Raw genomic sequence first — 16212 nt, forward strand, 5'->3', positions numbered from 1 at the left:
CGCAGCGGACCCGCTGCAGGAGCTGCGCGACGGCAGCCATATGTTGCAATTATGTTACCGAAGCCCCTCTGCGGGGAAGCGCGCTGCGACGAGTTGCTACACTCCGGCCGCCGATGGCGCGGCGAGGAGGCCGGACACGGTGGATACCTTCCAAGGGGCGGGAGCGGCCGGGGCGGAATGCTGATCGAACTGCTGCTGGTGCTCGTGCTCGCCCTCCTGAACGGCTTCTTCGCGCTCGGCGAAATGGCCCTGATGACCTCGCGCCTGAGCCGCCTGAAGCAGCTCGCGCAGGGGAGCCGCCGCGCGCGGCTCGCGCTGGAGCTGGTGCAGGAACCCGAACGCTTCCTGGCCACCGTGCAGGTCTTCATCACCCTGCTGCAGATCAGCGCCGGCGCCGCGCTCGGCGCGGGCATCGGCGAACGCATCGCGGTCGCCTTCGACGCCCTGGACCTGCCCTTTCTCGATCGTTACAGCACCGCGATCGGCGTCGCCCTCAGCGTCACCGGCATCACCTTCCTGAACATGCTGCTGGGCGAGCTGGTGCCCAAGCGCATCGCGCTGGTGGACCCGGAGAGGTACGCCATCGCGGTGGCGGCGCCGATGCGCGTGATGGCGTGGCTGGCCAAGCCATTCGCCTTCGTGCTGATCCAGGCCACGCGGCTGATGCTGCGCCTGCTCGGCATGGACAGGACCAGCCGCGAACGCGTCAGCGAGGAGGAAATCCGCCTGCTGGTGGCCGAGGGCGCCGACCAGGGCGTGATCGACTCCGACGAACGCAACATGGTCAATCGCGTGCTGCGGCTGGGCGACCGCACGGTCGACAGCGTGATGACGCCGCGCACGCGCATCACCTGGCTCGACGCGACCGTGCCGCTGGAGGAAAACCTCGCCGTGATGCGCGAGACGCCGTATTCGCGTTATCCGGTGTATCGCGGCAGCGAGCAGGAGATCCTCGGCGTGCTCGAGGTCAAGCGCGTGATCGGCCGCGTCACGGGCGTGGCCCATGCCGACCTGTTCGGCGAACTGCGCGATCCGCTCTACGTGCCGGCGACCGCGCGCGCGCTCGACCTGCTGGAGGAATTCCGCGACGCGGAAACGCCGCTGGCGCTCGTCGTCGACGAGTACGGCGAGATCGAAGGCCTGGTCACGCTCAACGATCTGCTCGCCGCCGTCGTCGGCCGTACCGCCACGCCGTTCGCCGAGACGCTCGCGCACCCGATCGTGCAGCGCGAGGACGGCAGCTGGCTGGTCGACGGCAGCGTCGGAGCGGACGACCTGCGCGAGCTGCTCGGCCTGGCCGAGCTGCCGAACGAGCAGGAACACGATTTCCGTACCGCCGCCGGCCTCGTCGTGGCGCACTACGGCCGCATTCCGCAGCCCGGCGAGCACTTCACCGCGAGCGGTTTCCGCTTCGAGGTCGTCGATCTCGACGGCAAGCGCATCGACAAGCTGCTGATCTCGCGAAAATCCCCCTGACGGCGCTCCGCGCCGGCCAGCGCCTCAGTCCTTTTCGTCGGTCGCCGATCGCCCGTCCGGCGTCACACCGCGCGCGAGGCGCGCCATGCGCTGCGTGTCGGCGAGGATGCCGTGCAGGATGCGCAGCTCGCGCGCGTCCGGCTGCGCGCGCAGGAAGAAGCGGCGCAGCCGCTGCATGATCGTGCGCGGCGAGCGCCCCTTGTGGAACTCGATCTCGTCGAGCGTGCGCGCCAGATGCTCGAAATAGCCTTCCAGGTCCGCACTGCTGGCCGGCGGATCGGCATGCGCGGCCGGCACGGGAAGCCCACCCTGCAGCCAGGCCAGACGCAGCTCGTAGGCCACCACCTGCACCGCCTGCGCGAGATTGAGCGAGGAATAGGTCGGATCGCTCGGTATCGCGATCGCCGCGTGACAGAGCTTGATCTCGTCGTTGTCCAGACCGCTGCGCTCGTTGCCGAACAGCAGGGCGACCTCGTGCCCGGCGGAAAGGCTCGCCAGCACGCGCTGCGCCGCCTCGCGGGGACTGAGTTCGTCGAGCAGCACGCCGCGACGACGCGCAGTCGCGCCGAGCACCAGACGGCAGTTCGCGATCGCCGAAGGAAGATCCGCGTGGACCGCGGCCGCGTCGAGCACGTCGTCGGCGCCGGCCGCCAGCGCATGCGCCTCCGGATGCGGATACGCCTGCGGCGCCACCAGCGACAGGCCGCGCATGCCCATCGTGCGGATCGCGCGCGCGGCCGCGCCGATGTTGCCCGGATGCGAGGTGCGGACGAGGACGAAGTGCAGTCGCGCCAGGACGTCGGCGGAATTCGGTTCGGTCATGCAGGTTCGAGCGCTCGCGTCGGTCGAACGCGACGATAGCGCAGTCGCCCGTGTCGCGGCGATCTGCTATTCTTTGCGGTCGTGCAGCCGTGCGCCGCACCGCGTTCTTTCTCACTCCGTCCAGCGGAACCAGCATGCCCAGACCCGCCGTCAACGTGGCGGTGCGCGCCGCGCGCGCCGCCGGCCAGATCATCCTGCGCTACATGAACCGCCTGGACAGTCTCGACGTGATCGAGAAGCAGCGGCACGACTACGTTTCCGAAGTCGACCGCATGGCCGAGACGGAAATCCTGCGCGAACTCAAGCGTGCCTATCCGCGCGACGCCTTCCTGGCCGAGGAATCGGGCAAGACCGGCGATTCGCGCAACGTCTGGGTTATCGATCCGCTCGACGGCACGCGCAACTATCTGCGCGGCTTTCCGCATTTCTCGGTCTCGATCGGCCTGCTCGAGAACGGCGAGCCGACGCTCGGCGTCGTCTACGATCCGCTGCGCGACGAACTGTTCACCGCGGACAGGGGCAACGGCGCCTATCTCAACGACCGCCGCATCCGCGTCGGCAAGCGCGACGGCATCGGCGGCGCCCTGCTCGCCACCGGCTTTCCGTATCGCCAGCGCCGGCACCTCGAAGCGCAGTTGGGCATGACCCGCGCACTGCTGGCGGAAGCGGAAGACATCCGCCGCAGCGGCTCGGCCGCGCTCGACCTCGCCTACGTCGCCGCCGGCCGCTTCGACGGTTTCTACGAGATCGGCCTGTACGCCTGGGACATGGCGGCCGGCTGCGTGCTCGTGCGCGAGGCAGGCGGACGCTACTGCGACTTCGTCGGCCGCGACGGCCTTCCGGAAAGCGGCCATCTGATCGCCGGCAACGTCGCCGTCGCCGGCGCGATGGTCAAGACGATCGCGCCCGAGCTGACGCCGCCGCTCGCCCTGCGCTGATCCATTCGACTCGAACTTCGTCCCAGCAGACCTGCTCTTGGTGAAGAGTGCGGCCATGGATGGCTGCCCTGGACTCGGCCGAAGTTGATCCACTGCGGAGTCTTTCGCCGCAGTCACAAGCAGCGATCAAGGATCGATCGCAAAAAAAAAAGCCCGGCTTGCGCCGGGCTTTTTCATTCACGTTACCGCTCGATGCGCTTACTGGTCGACCTTGATTTCGGTACGACGGTTGCGCGCACGGCCTTCCTTGGTCGCATTGGTGTCGATCGGCTGCGTTTCGCCGAAGCCCTTCACCGCGATGATGCGGCTGGAGTCGATACCGTGCGAGGTCAGGTAGTCGGCCACGATCTGGGCGCGACGCTCCGACAGACCCTGGTTGTACTGGTCGGTACCGACGGAGTCGGTGTGGCCGTCCAGCTCGACCTTGATCTCCGGATAACGGTTGAGCGCGTCGATCGCCTGGTCGAGGATCGCGACGGAATCAGCCGTCGGAGCCTGCAGCGTCGGCTCGATCTTGTGCTCACCCTTCTTCGGACGGTCGAACTTGAAGTTCACGCCGCGCAGGTCGATGACGACCTTCTGCGGGCAGCCATCCGGGCCGACGATGGTGCCAGCGGCCGTATCCGGGCAGCGGTCATCGCAGTTGTTCACGCCATCCTTGTCGTCGTCGAGCGAGTGGCAGTCCGCAGCCGGCGGCGGAGCGACCGGGGTCGGCGGCGGCGGAGCAGCCGCGGCGCCGCCGAAGCTGTACACCAGGCCCACGCTGACGATGCCGTCGGTGAAGCCGCTCTTGCGCTTGACGTTGTAACCGACCGCTTCGGCCAGGTTGTTCATCGTGTTGTTGTCGTGGTCGTAGCGGGCGGCAATTTCACCGCGCAGCGCGACGCGCTCGGACATGTTGTACTGGATACCGGCGCCGACGGTGGCGAACGGATCCCAACCGTCGTTCTCCAGACCGGTCGAGGCGGTCAGCACGCCCGAGTAGGCCGTGTGGCGCATCGCACCGAGGCCGGCCATCACGTACGGACGCCACGCCGAACCGGCGTCGCCGAAGAACCAACGGGCCGAAACGCCCAGGCCGACATTTTCCCACTGCTTGTCACGCTTGCCGGTCGGCAGCTGGTTGACGCGCCAGGAATCGTCTTCGAAATCGGCGTTGTTGATCGTGTATTCGAAATCGATCGCCAGGTTCGGGTTGACCCAAACGCCGACGCCGACGCCACCCCAAACCGACGTATCGGTCTGACGGTCGCTGTCGGAGAAGTTCGCACCGATACGCGGGGCGATGTACCAGTTACCACCGAGGTCCTGCGCGTGAACAGCGGCACTGGTGCCGCCGACGAGCGCCAGGGCGATGAGCGCACTTAGGGCTTTACGTTTCATCCAGAGTCTCCTCTCTACGTTTTTGTATCGATGCGTCCGCCCAACCCATCGCAGGACGCTGCACCCTTTCTAGTCTACGCCAATATGACGTAAAGGAAACGTGCACTTAACACTTTATCACGGGTTTCAGGGCCGGGCGGATTCTAGCCGTATTGCCGGGTGCTCGGCCAGCCTTTTGTGAAGATGTTGTTAAGGAATGAGTCAGTCAAAGGGCGAACGCGTCCACAAACTCGTGAATTGGCATCGCATCCAGCCGCCCCGGGTCGTGGGCGAGGCCGACCAGATGGCCTACCCGCCCGGACGGCAGATGGCCGGCCAGGGCCGTTTCGAACTTCCGCAGCAGCACCGGCATCCCCTCGGCGCGCCGCCGGCGGTGCCCGATCGGATAGTCGATCGACACCTTCTCCGTCGAGCTGCCGTCGTCGAAGAATACCTGCACCGAGTTGCCGATGTAACGCTTGTCCGGATCGAAATATTCCTGCGTGAAGCGCGGATTTTCGCGCACCAGGGTGCGCTCGCGCAGCGCGTCGATGCGCGGGTCGGCGGCGACCGCGTCAGTGTAGTCCTGCGCGGTCAGGCGTCCGAAGATCAGCGGCACCGCGACCATGTACTGGATGCAGTGATCGCGGTCGGCGTAGTTCGCCAGCGGCCCGGTCTTGTCGATGATGCGCAGGCCGGCTTCCTGCGTTTCGATCACGATCCTGTCGATGCGCGCGAGCCGGCCGGCGACCTGCGGATGCAGCCGCATCGCGCACTCGACCGCGGTCTGCGCGTGGAACTCGGCCGGATGGCTGAGCTTGAACAGCACGTTTTCCATCACGTACGTGCCGAACGGCCGCTCGAACTCGAACGGCCGTCCGCGGAAGGCGACGTCGTAGAAGCCCCAGGTCTTCGCGCTCAGCGCGGACGGATAGCCGACCCCGCCCCTGACCGCGTTCAGCGCATGCGTGACAGCGCGCCGGCAGGCGTCTCCCGCCGCCCAGCTCTTGCGCGGACCGGTGTTCGGCGCGTGCCGGTACGCGCGCAGCGCGCCGTTGTCGAGCCACGATTCGGACACCGCGTCGACGATTTCCGGCTTGCCACCGCCGAGCATGCGCGTGGCCACCGCGGTCGAGGCCAGCCGCACCAGAATCACGTGATCGAGCCCGACGCGGTTGAAGGAATTGCGCAGCGCGTAGCAGCCCTGGATCTCGTGTGCCTTGATCGCGCAGTCGAGCACCTCGCGCACGCGCAGCGGCGCACCGCCCTCGCGCACGGCGCGGCGCGAGAGGTAGTCGGCCACCGCGAGGATCGCGCCGAGATTGTCGGAAGGATGGCCCCATTCGGCCGCCAGCCAGGTGTCGTTGAAGTCGAGCCAGCGCACCTGCACGCCGATGTTGTAGGCGGCCTGCACCGGGTCGAGTTCCCATGCCGTGCCCGGTACGCGTGCGCCACCGGGCAGAACCGCGCCCGGCACCAGCGGCCCGAGGCGCTCGACGCATTCGGGAAATTTCATCGCCAGCATCGCGCAGGCGAGCGAATCCAGCAGCACGTGACGCGCGGTGTCGCGTGCTTCGGTGGAGCGGATTTCGTAGTCGACGACGTAGTCGGCGATCTCGACCATCGGCGCGTCGGGAGCCGGACGCGCGGCGGAACGGACGTCAGGCGGGCTCATCGGGCCTCCGGCTGCGCGGGCGCGCGCGGCTTTTCGCCGGCACGGGAGCGTTCGCGTGCGCCGACACGCGGTGACGCGTGCCGGCGGGACGCGCGCGGCCGGCAGGAGCGCAATCGCGTTCCCACGGCGGCACGCCGCCGAACTGCTCCTCGAGGAAATCGATGAAGGCGCGCACGCGCAGCGGCACCAGCCGGCGCTGCGGCATCACCGCGTAGATGCCGGTTTCGGCGATGCGGCAGTCTTCCAGAACCGCCCGGAGGCGGCCGGCGCACAGATCGTCGTGGACGTGCCAGGTCGAGTGCAGGGCGATGCCGAGGCCGGCAAGCGCCGCGTCGCGCAGGACTTCGCCGTAGTTGGATTCGAAGCGGCCGTTGACGCGCACGGCGGTCTCGTGTCCGTCGCGGTCGACGATGCGCCAGAGGTCCTGGCGCCCCAGGCTGCCGGTGAGGATCAGGCATTCGTGCGCGGTCAGGTCGGCCGGCACCGCGGGCGTGCCGTGCCGGTCGAGATAGGCCGGCGCGGCGCACAGCACGCGCCGGTTCGCCGCGATGCGGCGCGCGACGAGCCGCGAATCGGCCAGGGCGCCGATGCGGATCGCCAGGTCGTAGCCGGCGCTGATCAGGTCCTGCACGCGATCGTCCAGATCGACGCTGACGCGCACGCGCGGATGGCGGCGCATGAACTCCGGCAGCAGCGGCGACAGGTACTGGCGGCCGAACGAAGCCGAGGTCGTCACGCGCAGCGTGCCGGAAGCCTCCACGCCGCTCTGGCGCAGATCGGTCGCCAGCGCCTCGAGGTCCTCGACCAGCGCGCGCCCCTGCTCGGCCAGCGCGGCACCTTCCGGCGTGGCGTGCAGCCGGCGCGTCGTCCGGTGCAGCAGGCGCACGCCCAGCTGCTGTTCGAGCCGCCGCAGCCGCTGGCTGGCGACGGCGACGGACAGGTCCAGGCTGCGCGCGGCGGCGCTGATCGAGCCGAGGTCGAGCACGCGCAGAAACAGGCTGATGTCGCCGATCCGGTCCACGATTCTCAACGAATCATTGAAACTGATTGCCTATCCTGACGGTTTTTCGGCAATCCGCAAGCGCCCACGCTACGCCCCTCCCCGACTCCGGCGTACGACATGGAATCTTCCGCCCTTTCCCGCCCCCGCACGCCGCTCGCGCTGTATGCGCTGACCGCCGGCGCCTTCGGCATCGGCACCACCGAATTCGTCATCATGGGACTGCTGCTGCAGGTCGCCGCCGACCTGCAGGTGACGATCTCCGCCGCTGGCCTGCTGATCTCCGGCTACGCGCTCGGCGTCTTCGTCGGCGCACCGCTGCTGACCGCCGCGACCGGGCGTCTGCCGCGCAAGGCGGTGCTGATCGCGCTGATGGTGATCTTCACGATCGGCAACCTGATCTGCGCGCTGGCGCCGAACTACGCGGTGCTGATGACGGCGCGCGTGATCACCTCGCTCGCGCACGGCACCTTCTTCGGGGTCGGCGCGGTCGTCGCCACCCGTCTCGTCGCCGCCGACCGCCAGGCCTCGGCGATCTCGACCATGTTCACCGGCCTCACCGTCGCCACCCTGCTCGGCGTGCCGGCGGGCGCGTGGATCGGCCTGCACTTCGGCTGGCGCGCGACGTTCTGGGCGGTGACCGCGATCGGCATCGTCGCCACCGCGGTGATCGCCACGCTCGTGCCCACCGATCGCGGCGGCGAGGCGCCGGTCGCGTTCCGCCAGGAGCTGGCGGCGATCGCGCGGCCGCAGGTGCTGTACGGCCTGGCCACCACCGTGCTCGGCTTCGCCGGCGTGTTCACGGTGTTCACCTATGTGCAGCCGATCCTGACCCGCATCACCGGCTACGACGAGAGCGGCGTGTCGCCGATCCTGCTCGTGTTCGGCATCGGCCTGATCGCCGGCAACGTCCTCGGCGGCCGTCTCGCCGACCGGCGCCTGCTGCCGGCCCTGCTCGGCACGCTCGGCGCGCTGGCGATGACGCTCGCCCTGATGACGTTCGCGCTGCACGACAAGACGGCCGCCGTCGTCTTCGTCGGCCTGCTCGGTATCGCCGCCTTCGCCACGGTGTCGCCGCTGCAGCTGTGGGTGCTGCAGAAGGCGCAGGGCGCGCAGAGCCTCGCCTCGAGCCTGAACATCGGCGCCTTCAATCTCGGCAACGCACTCGGCGCCTGGCTCGGCGGCGTGGTCATCGACCGCGGCCCAGGCCTGGGCGCGGTGACCTGGGCAGCGGCGGCGGTGACCGCCTCGGGGTTGCTCGTCGCGCTCTGGGCGCAGCGCGCCGACCGCCGGCGCGCGTCGCCGCGCGCAATGAACTGCGCCGCGGAACGGGCTTGAAGTCGCCTCGATGAATCTGTTGCGAATGCCGCGTTGCCATCCGAACGAACGCGTGCGCCAGCGCGTGAACGCCTGGATGCGCGGGAGCGGTGAATTCGACGCGCTGCTGGATTTCGATGCCGTCACGCGCGATCCCGCGCATCCGGCGCGTTTCCTGCCGGCGTAGGATTCCGGCGACCATCTGCATCCCGGCGACCCCGGCTACCAGGCCGTGGCCGACTCGATCGATTCTTCCCTGCTGCTCGGCGACACCGCCGCCCCCACCGGAGCCACACCATGAAAGCCGTCGGACTCACCCGCTACCTGCCGATTTCCGATCCGCAGTCCCTGCTCGACGTCGAGCTGCCCAGACCCGAGCCGGGCCCGCGCGACCTGCTCGTGCGTGTCGAGGCCGTGTCGGTCAATCCGGTCGACACCAAGATCCGCGCGCCGAAGGACGCCGTCGAGGCGCAGCCGAAAGTGCTCGGCTACGACGCCGCCGGCGTGGTCGAGGCGGTCGGCAGCGAGGTCAGCTCGTTCCGTCCGGGCGACGCCGTGTACTACGCCGGCGACGTCACGCGCGGCGGCACCAACGCGCAGTTTCATCTCGTCGACGAACGCATCGTCGCGCGCAAGCCGCAGTTGCTGGACTTCGCCCAGGCCGCCGCGCTGCCGTTGACCGCGATCACCGCCTGGGAACTGCTGTTCGAGCGCATGCCGCTCGACGCGGAAGGCGCCGACCGCGGCAAGTCTCTGCTGGTGATCGCGGGCGCCGGCGGCGTCGGCTCGATCGCGATCCAGCTCGCGCGCCGCGCCGGCTTCACGGTGATCGCCACCGCGTCGCGCCCCGAGACGATCGCCTGGTGCGAACGCATGGGCGCGCAGCACGTGATCGATCACCGCCAGGCGCTGAAGCCGCAGCTGGCGGCGCTCGGCTTCGACGAGGTCGACGCCGCCGTCAACCTCGCCGACACCGACCGCTACTGGGAACCGCTCGGCGAGCTGCTCGCGCCGCAGGGCCACGTCGGCCTGATCGTCGAGCCGCGCGGCGCGCTGAAGATCGGCGATCCGTACAAGGCCAAGTGCATCGGCATCCACTGGGAGATGATGTTCGCGCGGCCGCGCTTCCGCACCGCCGACATGCAGCGGCAGGGCTGGATCCTCGCCCGCGTGGCGGAGCTGGTCGACGCCGGCGAGCTGCGCACGACGCTGACCGAAACCCTGTCGCCGATCGACGCGGCCAACCTGCGCGCGGCGCACGCGCGCCTGGAATCGGGCACGACGATCGGCAAGCTCGCGCTGAGCGGCTGGTCCTGATCCAGGCGCCTCGACACCGTCGAGGCTGCCGTGGCGGCGGTGCCGATCGTTCGATTTGACGAACGATCGGCCAACCCTAGAATCGCCGCGCTATGGACGACGCCGTTCTCGCGCTGCTGCGCTGCTACCCGCAGATCTATCTCGCCTGCCACGTCGAGCACGTGCGTGCGCGCAGCAACGCGCATGCGTTGAGCGCGCGCGACGCTTCTCTGCTCTCGCACCTCGACCGCGGTCACGGCATCGCCGCCGCGGAACTCGCCCAGCACATGCAGATCCGGCCGTCGACGCTGTCGGCCGCGCTCGCCCGGCTGGAACGGCTCGGCTACGTCGAACGCGAAGCCGACGCGCACGACCGTCGCGTGCACCGGCTGCGCCTCAGCTCGCGCGGCGAGATCGCGATGGCCGAAAGCTCGGTGCTCGATCCGCAGCGCGCTGCCGCCCTGCTCGCCCTTCTCGCTCCCTCCGAACGCGAACGCGCGCTGGAGGGATTGGCCCTCCTCGCGCGCGCCGCCCGTGAACTTTCCAAGGAAACGCCGTGAAGATCCTGCTCGGTATCGTCGTCGTGCTCGTCGGACTTCTCGCCTGCGCGCTGTTCTTCGGTTCGCGCCTGCCGGTGCAGCATCGCGCGCGCATGCAGGCTCGCGTCGGCGCCGCGCCGGCGGCGGTCTACGCGCTGGTCACCGACGTCGGCAACACGCCCGCCTGGCGCAAGGACGTGAAGTCGGTCGAACTGCTCGGCGCCGAAGGCAATACGTCCGGATTCCGCGAGAACGGCAAGCACGGCGTGATCACCTACCGCATCGAAGCGGCCGAAGCGCCACATCGCTTCGTCACGCGCATCGCCGACACCGATCTCGGCTACGGCGGCCGCTGGACCTGGGACATCCGTCCGGACGGCGACGGCAGTCTCGTCACGATTACCGAAGACGGCGAAGTGACCTCGCCCTTGTTCCGCCTTCTGTCGCGCTACGTGTTCGGCCACTACGCCTCGATCGACAGCTATCTCCAGGCGCTGGTCGGCCGGCTCGGTGGTTCTGCGCCGCAGCGCCTGCGCGACTGAGCGGCGAAACGCGGCGCCGCCTCAACGCGGCGCGAGCGTCTCGCCCGGAACGCGCACCGCGCCTTCCATCAGGACGCGCGCGCTGCGGCTCATGATCGCCTTGGTCACCGTCCATGCGCCGTCGACCAGGCGCGCCTGCGCGCCGACGCGCAGGGTGCCGGACGGATGCCCGAAGCGCACCGCCTCGCGCTCGCCGCCGCCGGCGGCGAGGTTGACCAGGGTGCCGGGAATCGCCGCCGCGGTGCCGATCGCGACCGCGGCGGTGCCCATCATCGCGTGGTGCAGCTTGCCCATCGACAGCGCGCGCACGTTGAGGTCGACGTCGCCGGCGGCCACCTTGCGGCCGCTCGACGACACGTAGTCGGCCGGCGGCGCGACGAAGGCGATCTTCGGCGTGTGCTGGCGCGAGGCCGCCTCGGCCGGATCCTTGATCAGGCCCATCTTCAGCGCACCGTGCGTGCGGATCGTCTCGAACCTCGCCAGCGCCTGCGCATCGCCGTTGATCGCATCCTGCAGCTCGGTGCCGGTGTAACCGATGTCCGCCGCGTTCAGGAAGATCGTCGGAATGCCGGCGTTGATCAGCGTCGCCGCGAAGGTGCCGACGCCCGGCACCTGGAGTTCGTCGACGAGATTGCCGGTCGGGAACATCGCGCCACCGTCCTCGCCCTCATCGGCCGGATCGAGGAATTCGAGCTGGATCTCGGCCGCCGGAAAAGTCACGCCGTCGAGTTCGAAATCGCCGGTCTCCTGCACCTCGCCGCTCACGATCGGCACGTGCGCGACGATCGTCTTGCCGATGTTCGCCTGCCAGATGCGCACCGTGCACGTGCCGTCGCGCGGGATCTTCGCCGCGTCGACCAGCCCGTTCGCGATCGCGAACGGGCCGACCGCGGCGGACAGGTTTCCGCAGTTGCCGGACCAGTCGACAAAGGGCTTTTCGATCGAGACCTGGCCGAACAGGTAGTCGACGTCGTGCCCGGGCCGCGCGCTCTTCGACACGATCACCGTCTTGCTCGTGCTCGAGGTCGCCCCGCCCATGCCGTCGATCTGCTTGCCGTACGGATCGGGGGAGCCGATCACGCGCAGCAGCAGCGCATCGCGCGCGGGACCGGGCGCCTGCGCGACCGCGGGCAGGTCCTGCAGGCGGAAGAACACGCCTTTCGAGGTGCCGCCGCGCAGATACGTGGCGGGGATGCGGATCTGGGGTCGATGGGTCATGGCTGGGTCGCGATGTCGGGTCATTGGCCGTCGGGAATCTCGGGCTCGACCAGCCTGGCGAGCTGTTCGAGCGATTCCTGCCAGCCGAGATAGCAGAACTCGGTCGGGATCGCCGCCGGGATGCCTTCCTGCACGACGTGCAGCTCGGTGCCGCAGGCGACCGGCTTCAGGATCACGCTGACGCGCATCTCGCCCGGCAGGTTCGGATCGTCGAAGCGGTCGGAGTAGCCGATGCGCTCGTTCGGCACCAGTTCGGTATAGATGCCGCCGAAGCTGTGGCTCGAGCCGGTGCCGAAGTTGGTGAACGACATGCGGTAGCGGCCGCCGACCCGCGCGTCGTTCTCGTGGACCTTGCCGAGGAAACCGTACGGCGGCAGCCAGCGCGCCTTCGCATCGGCATCGAGGAAGGCACGGTAGACGCGTTCGACGGGCGCGCGCAGCACGCGGTGCAGGCGGACGGTTCCGGAAGCGGGATGGTTCATTGCGGTCTCCTGTCGGGTGGGCTTGCCTGATGACGACGAACGAGTCAGGCCGCTTTCGACGATTCCAGGAAATCCTGTGCAAACCGCTGCAGCACGCCGCCGGCCTCGTAGATCGACACCTCCTCGGCGGTATCCAGGCGGCAGGTCACCGGCACCTCGACGCGCTCGCCGTTCTTGCGGTGGACGACCAGCGTCAGGGTCGCGCGCGGCGTGCGTGCGCCGGTCACGTCGTAGGTCTCGGTGCCGTCGAGGCCGAGCGTCTTGCGATCGGTGCCCGGCTGGAACTCCAGCGGCAGCACGCCCATGCCGATCAGGTTGGTGCGGTGGATGCGCTCGAAGCCTTCGGCGACGATCGCCTCGACACCGGCCAGGCGCACGCCCTTGGCGGCCCAGTCGCGCGAACTGCCCTGGCCGTAGTCGGCGCCGGCGACGATGATCAGCGGCTGCTTGCGCTCCATGTAGGTCTCGATCGCCTCCCACATGCGCATGACCTGGCCTTCCGGTTCCACGCGCGCCAGCGACCCCTGCCTCACCTGGCCGTCGACGACGGCCATTTCGTTGATCAGCTTCGGGTTGGCGAACGTCGCGCGCTGCGCCGTCAGGTGGTCGCCGCGATGCGTGGCGTACGAATTGAAGTCCTCTTCCGGCAAGCCCATCTTCGCCAGGTATTCGCCGGCGGCGCTGTCGAGCAGGATCGCGTTCGACGGCGACAGGTGGTCGGTGGTGATGTTGTCGCCGAGCACCGCCAGCGGGCGCATGCCGCGCAGCGTGCGCTCGCCGGCCAGCGCGCCTTCCCAGTACGGCGGGCGGCGGATGTAGGTGCTGCGCGGCCGCCAGTCGTACAGCGGGCCGACGCGCTCGCCGTCGTCGACGGCGATACGGAACATCGGCTCGTAGACCTTGCGGAACTGCTCCGGCTTGACCGCCTGCTTCACGATCGCGTCGATCTCCGCGTCGGACGGCCAGATGTCCTTCAGCCGCACCTCGTCGCCGTCGGCGTCGACGCCGAGCACGTCCTTCTCGATGTCGAAGCGCACCGTGCCGGCGATCGCGTAGGCGATGACCAGCGGCGGCGAGGCGAGGAAGGCCTGCTTGGCGTACGGGTGGATGCGGCCGTCGAAGTTGCGGTTGCCGCTGAGCACGGCGGTCGCGTAGAGGTCGCGCTCGACGATCTCCTGCTGGATCTTCGCATCGAGCGCGCCGCTCATGCCGTTGCAGGTGGTGCAGGCGAACGCGACGATGCCGAAGCCGAGCTTCTCCAGCTCGGGCAGCAGGCCGGCTTCCTCGAGGTACAGCTGCACGGCCTTCGATCCGGGCGCGAGCGAGGTCTTGACCCACGGCTTGCGCAGCAGGCCCTTCGCGTTCGCGTTGCGCGCGAGCAGGCCGGCGGCGACGACGTTGCGCGGATTGGAGGTGTTCGTGCAGCTGGTGATCGCGGCGATGACGACGGCGCCGTCCGGCATGCGCCCCTGCGCCTCGTCGGCCTTGCCGGCTTGGAGCTTGGCCTGGTCGGCGATGCCGCGCCCGGCGAGCTCGCCGACCGGCAGGCGGCGATGCGGATTGGACGGCCCGGCCATGTTGCGCACGACGCCGGAGAGATCGAAATGCAGCGTGCGTTCGTACTGCGCGGTCTTCAGCGCGTCGGACCACAGGCCGGCGGTCCTGGCGTAGCTTTCCACCAGCGCGACCTGCTCGTCGCTGCGGCCGGTCAGGCGCAGGTAGTCCAGCGTGTTGTCGTCGATGAAGAACATCGCCGCGGTCGCGCCGTACTCCGGCGCCATGTTCGAGATCGTCGCGCGGTCGCCGACGGTCAGCGCCGCCGCGCCCTCGCCGCGGAATTCGAGATACGCGCCGACCACCTTCGACTGGCGCAGGAATTCAGTCAGCGCGAGCACCACGTCGGTCGCGGTGATGCCCGGCTGCGGCCGCCCCGCCAGCTCGACGCCGACGATGTCCGGCAGGCGCATCCACGAGGCGCGGCCGAGCATCACATTCTCCGCTTCCAGTCCGCCGACGCCGACCGCGATCACGCCGAGCGCGTCGACGTGGGGCGTGTGGCTGTCGGTGCCGACGCAGGTGTCCGGAAACGCGACACCGTCCTGGACGGCAATCACCGGCGACATCTTCTCCAGGTTGATCTGGTGCATGATGCCGTTGCCCGGCGGGATCACGTCGACGTTGCGGAACGCCTTCTTCGTCCAGTCGATGAAATGGAAGCGGTCCTCGTTGCGGCGATCCTCGATCGCGCGGTTCTTGGCGAACGCATCCGGGTCGTAGCCGCCGCACTCGACGGCGAGCGAGTGATCGACGATCAGCTGCGTCGGCACCACCGGATTGATCCGCGCCGGATCGCCGCCCTTGTCGGCGATCGCGTCGCGCAGGCCGGCCAGGTCGACCAGCGCGGTCTGGCCAAGGATGTCGTGGCAGACCACGCGTGCCGGGAACCACGGGAAGTCGAGATCACGCTTGCGCTCGACCAGCTGGCCGAGATAGTCGGCGATGCGCGCCGGATCGGCGCGGCGCACGATGTTCTCGGCGTGCACGCGCGCGGTGTACGGCAGCGCGTCCCAGGCACCCGGGCGGATCGCCTCGACGGCGCCGCGCGCGTCGAAGTAGTCGAGCGTGGTGCCCGGAAGAGGCTGGCGGTGGTTCGTGTTCATGGCTGGCTCCGTGCAGGCAGGCGCGGTCGCCGTCGCGACGGACCAGCGCGCGACGGGGATCGCCCGTGAACCGCTTATTGTGCCAGAGCCGCGCGCCCGGCCTCAGGCCGGCGGCCGGCGCCGCAGTTCGGCGAGGATCGCCTCCAGCGCCGCCGCGCCGCGGCGGGCCAGCTCGATCGATTCCTGCGTCGCCGCCATCTGCGCGTCGCGCAGTTCCGCCGCGCGGTCGAGGTTCTCGCGCCCCATGCGATTGATCTCGTGCGACTCGGCCATCAGCGCGCGCACACGCCGCTGCTGGCGCGAGGCCCCCACCAGGAGGGCGGCGAGAAACGCGAACAGGCCGAACAGCGGGCCGTAGCTGCGCAGCCATTCCGGCCATCGTCCGGACGCCTGCTCGTCCTCGCCCTGCCCGCGCAAGGCGCGCGCCCATTCGCTCATCGACAGCCACGCCTGCTTGTCGACGTCGTAGACGAAGTTCTGGTGCTCGGATTTCCAGCTCATCAGGCCGGGCGACTGCAGCCCCTGCGACGGCGCCGGCAGATCCGACAGCTCGAAATCGACCGAACCGGAGGCCTGCATGCCGTACGGGCCTTCGCCGGCCATCGCGTCCGTCCGCACGATCGCGGTCAGCCGCTTCAGGCGGCCGTCGTAGCCGATCGCGTCGCTGCGGTAGCGGTAGTCCCCGTCCGCCTGCGCCTCGAGTTCGCCGTCGTGGCGCATCGCCGCCTCCCACGCCTCGATGAGGCCGGCGCGATCGGGCGCGGCCGCGGCCAGGGCCGGCACCAGCAGGACCAGTCGCGTCATGGCTCCCCCCTTTTCAAGGCGCGGAGCATAACCCGCGCTCGTTCGCCGGCCTCACGATCCGCTTGTCGGCCCGGCGCATTC

At 69.3% G+C, this 16212-nt stretch carries 15 protein-coding genes; 7 read left to right on the plus strand and 8 right to left on the minus strand.

Annotation, left to right across the window (positions count from 1 at the left end):
- Positions 1 to 177 precede the first annotated feature (177 nt).
- A complete protein-coding gene (locus tag ACFO6Q_RS10235; RefSeq protein WP_380020635.1) occupies positions 178 to 1476 on the plus strand; it encodes a hemolysin family protein in 1299 nt (432 codons plus the stop codon).
- 24 nt (positions 1477 to 1500) lie between these two features.
- On the opposite strand, the gene ACFO6Q_RS10240 is transcribed toward ACFO6Q_RS10235, so the two are convergent.
- Positions 1501 to 2298 carry an RNA methyltransferase gene (locus ACFO6Q_RS10240; protein WP_380020636.1) on the minus strand — a complete coding sequence of 266 codons (798 nt, stop codon included), beginning with the start codon at positions 2296 to 2298 and terminating at the stop codon, positions 1501 to 1503.
- A 134-nt stretch (positions 2299 to 2432) separates the two neighbouring features.
- Here ACFO6Q_RS10240 and ACFO6Q_RS10245 point away from each other — a divergent pair, with 134 nt between their 5' ends.
- Positions 2433 to 3236, plus strand: coding sequence for an inositol monophosphatase family protein (locus tag ACFO6Q_RS10245; protein WP_380020638.1), 804 nt, complete (start codon positions 2433 to 2435; stop codon positions 3234 to 3236).
- A 198-nt stretch (positions 3237 to 3434) separates the two neighbouring features.
- Here the strand turns inward: ACFO6Q_RS10245 and ACFO6Q_RS10250 are convergent, their stop codons facing one another.
- The 3 genes from ACFO6Q_RS10250 to ACFO6Q_RS10260 form a co-directional block, all read right to left on the minus strand.
- Positions 3435 to 4619: an OmpA family protein gene (locus tag ACFO6Q_RS10250; protein ID WP_380020640.1), complete on the minus strand. Its 1185-nt coding sequence runs from the start codon at positions 4617 to 4619 to the stop codon at positions 3435 to 3437.
- A gap of 205 nt (positions 4620 to 4824) precedes the next feature.
- The gene (locus ACFO6Q_RS10255) at positions 4825 to 6273 is read right to left on the minus strand and encodes a bifunctional 2-methylcitrate dehydratase/aconitate hydratase (RefSeq protein ID WP_380020642.1); all 1449 of its coding nucleotides are present in this window, start codon (positions 6271 to 6273) and stop codon (positions 4825 to 4827) included.
- Positions 6260 to 7294, minus strand: a complete 1035-nt coding sequence (locus tag ACFO6Q_RS10260) for a LysR family transcriptional regulator (RefSeq protein WP_380020643.1) — start codon at positions 7292 to 7294, stop codon at positions 6260 to 6262. The genes ACFO6Q_RS10255 and ACFO6Q_RS10260 overlap by 14 nt, the downstream gene beginning before the upstream one ends.
- 99 nt (positions 7295 to 7393) lie before the next feature.
- Between ACFO6Q_RS10260 and ACFO6Q_RS10265 the strand changes: the two genes are divergently transcribed.
- From ACFO6Q_RS10265 to ACFO6Q_RS10285, 5 genes are all read left to right on the plus strand, one after another.
- Positions 7394 to 8611, plus strand: a complete 1218-nt coding sequence (locus tag ACFO6Q_RS10265) for an MFS transporter (RefSeq protein WP_380020645.1) — start codon at positions 7394 to 7396, stop codon at positions 8609 to 8611.
- A 10-nt stretch (positions 8612 to 8621) separates the two neighbouring features.
- A complete protein-coding gene (locus ACFO6Q_RS10270; RefSeq protein ID WP_380020647.1) occupies positions 8622 to 8777 on the plus strand; it encodes a hypothetical protein in 156 nt (51 codons plus the stop codon).
- A gap of 110 nt (positions 8778 to 8887) precedes the next feature.
- Entirely contained in the window at positions 8888 to 9907 is a 1020-nt protein-coding gene (locus ACFO6Q_RS10275) for a zinc-binding alcohol dehydrogenase family protein (RefSeq protein WP_380020648.1), read from the plus strand.
- Between the two features lie 92 nt (positions 9908 to 9999).
- Positions 10000 to 10446: a MarR family winged helix-turn-helix transcriptional regulator gene (locus ACFO6Q_RS10280; RefSeq protein WP_380020649.1), complete on the plus strand. Its 447-nt coding sequence runs from the start codon at positions 10000 to 10002 to the stop codon at positions 10444 to 10446.
- The gene (locus ACFO6Q_RS10285) at positions 10443 to 10967 is read left to right on the plus strand and encodes an SRPBCC family protein (RefSeq protein WP_380020651.1); all 525 of its coding nucleotides are present in this window, start codon (positions 10443 to 10445) and stop codon (positions 10965 to 10967) included. Before ACFO6Q_RS10280 ends, ACFO6Q_RS10285 begins: the two co-directional genes overlap by 4 nt.
- A gap of 21 nt (positions 10968 to 10988) precedes the next feature.
- Here ACFO6Q_RS10285 and prpF read toward each other — a convergent pair whose 3' ends face one another.
- The 4 genes from prpF to ACFO6Q_RS10305 form a co-directional block, all read right to left on the minus strand.
- Positions 10989 to 12185 (minus strand): 2-methylaconitate cis-trans isomerase PrpF, encoded by a 1197-nt coding sequence (gene prpF / locus ACFO6Q_RS10290; RefSeq protein WP_380020653.1) that lies wholly within the window; start codon positions 12183 to 12185, stop codon positions 10989 to 10991.
- A gap of 20 nt (positions 12186 to 12205) precedes the next feature.
- Positions 12206 to 12667 carry an SRPBCC family protein gene (locus ACFO6Q_RS10295; protein WP_380020655.1) on the minus strand — a complete coding sequence of 154 codons (462 nt, stop codon included), beginning with the start codon at positions 12665 to 12667 and terminating at the stop codon, positions 12206 to 12208.
- Between the two features lie 44 nt (positions 12668 to 12711).
- Positions 12712 to 15327: a Fe/S-dependent 2-methylisocitrate dehydratase AcnD gene (acnD, locus tag ACFO6Q_RS10300; protein ID WP_380020656.1), complete on the minus strand. Its 2616-nt coding sequence runs from the start codon at positions 15325 to 15327 to the stop codon at positions 12712 to 12714.
- A gap of 102 nt (positions 15328 to 15429) precedes the next feature.
- The gene (locus tag ACFO6Q_RS10305; RefSeq protein WP_380020658.1) at positions 15430 to 16131 is read right to left on the minus strand and encodes a hypothetical protein; all 702 of its coding nucleotides are present in this window, start codon (positions 16129 to 16131) and stop codon (positions 15430 to 15432) included.
- Positions 16132 to 16212: the final 81 nt, after the last annotated feature.

Source organism: Dokdonella ginsengisoli, from assembly GCF_042652785.1.
Taxonomy (GTDB): Bacteria; Pseudomonadota; Gammaproteobacteria; order Xanthomonadales; family Rhodanobacteraceae; genus Dokdonella_A; species Dokdonella_A ginsengisoli.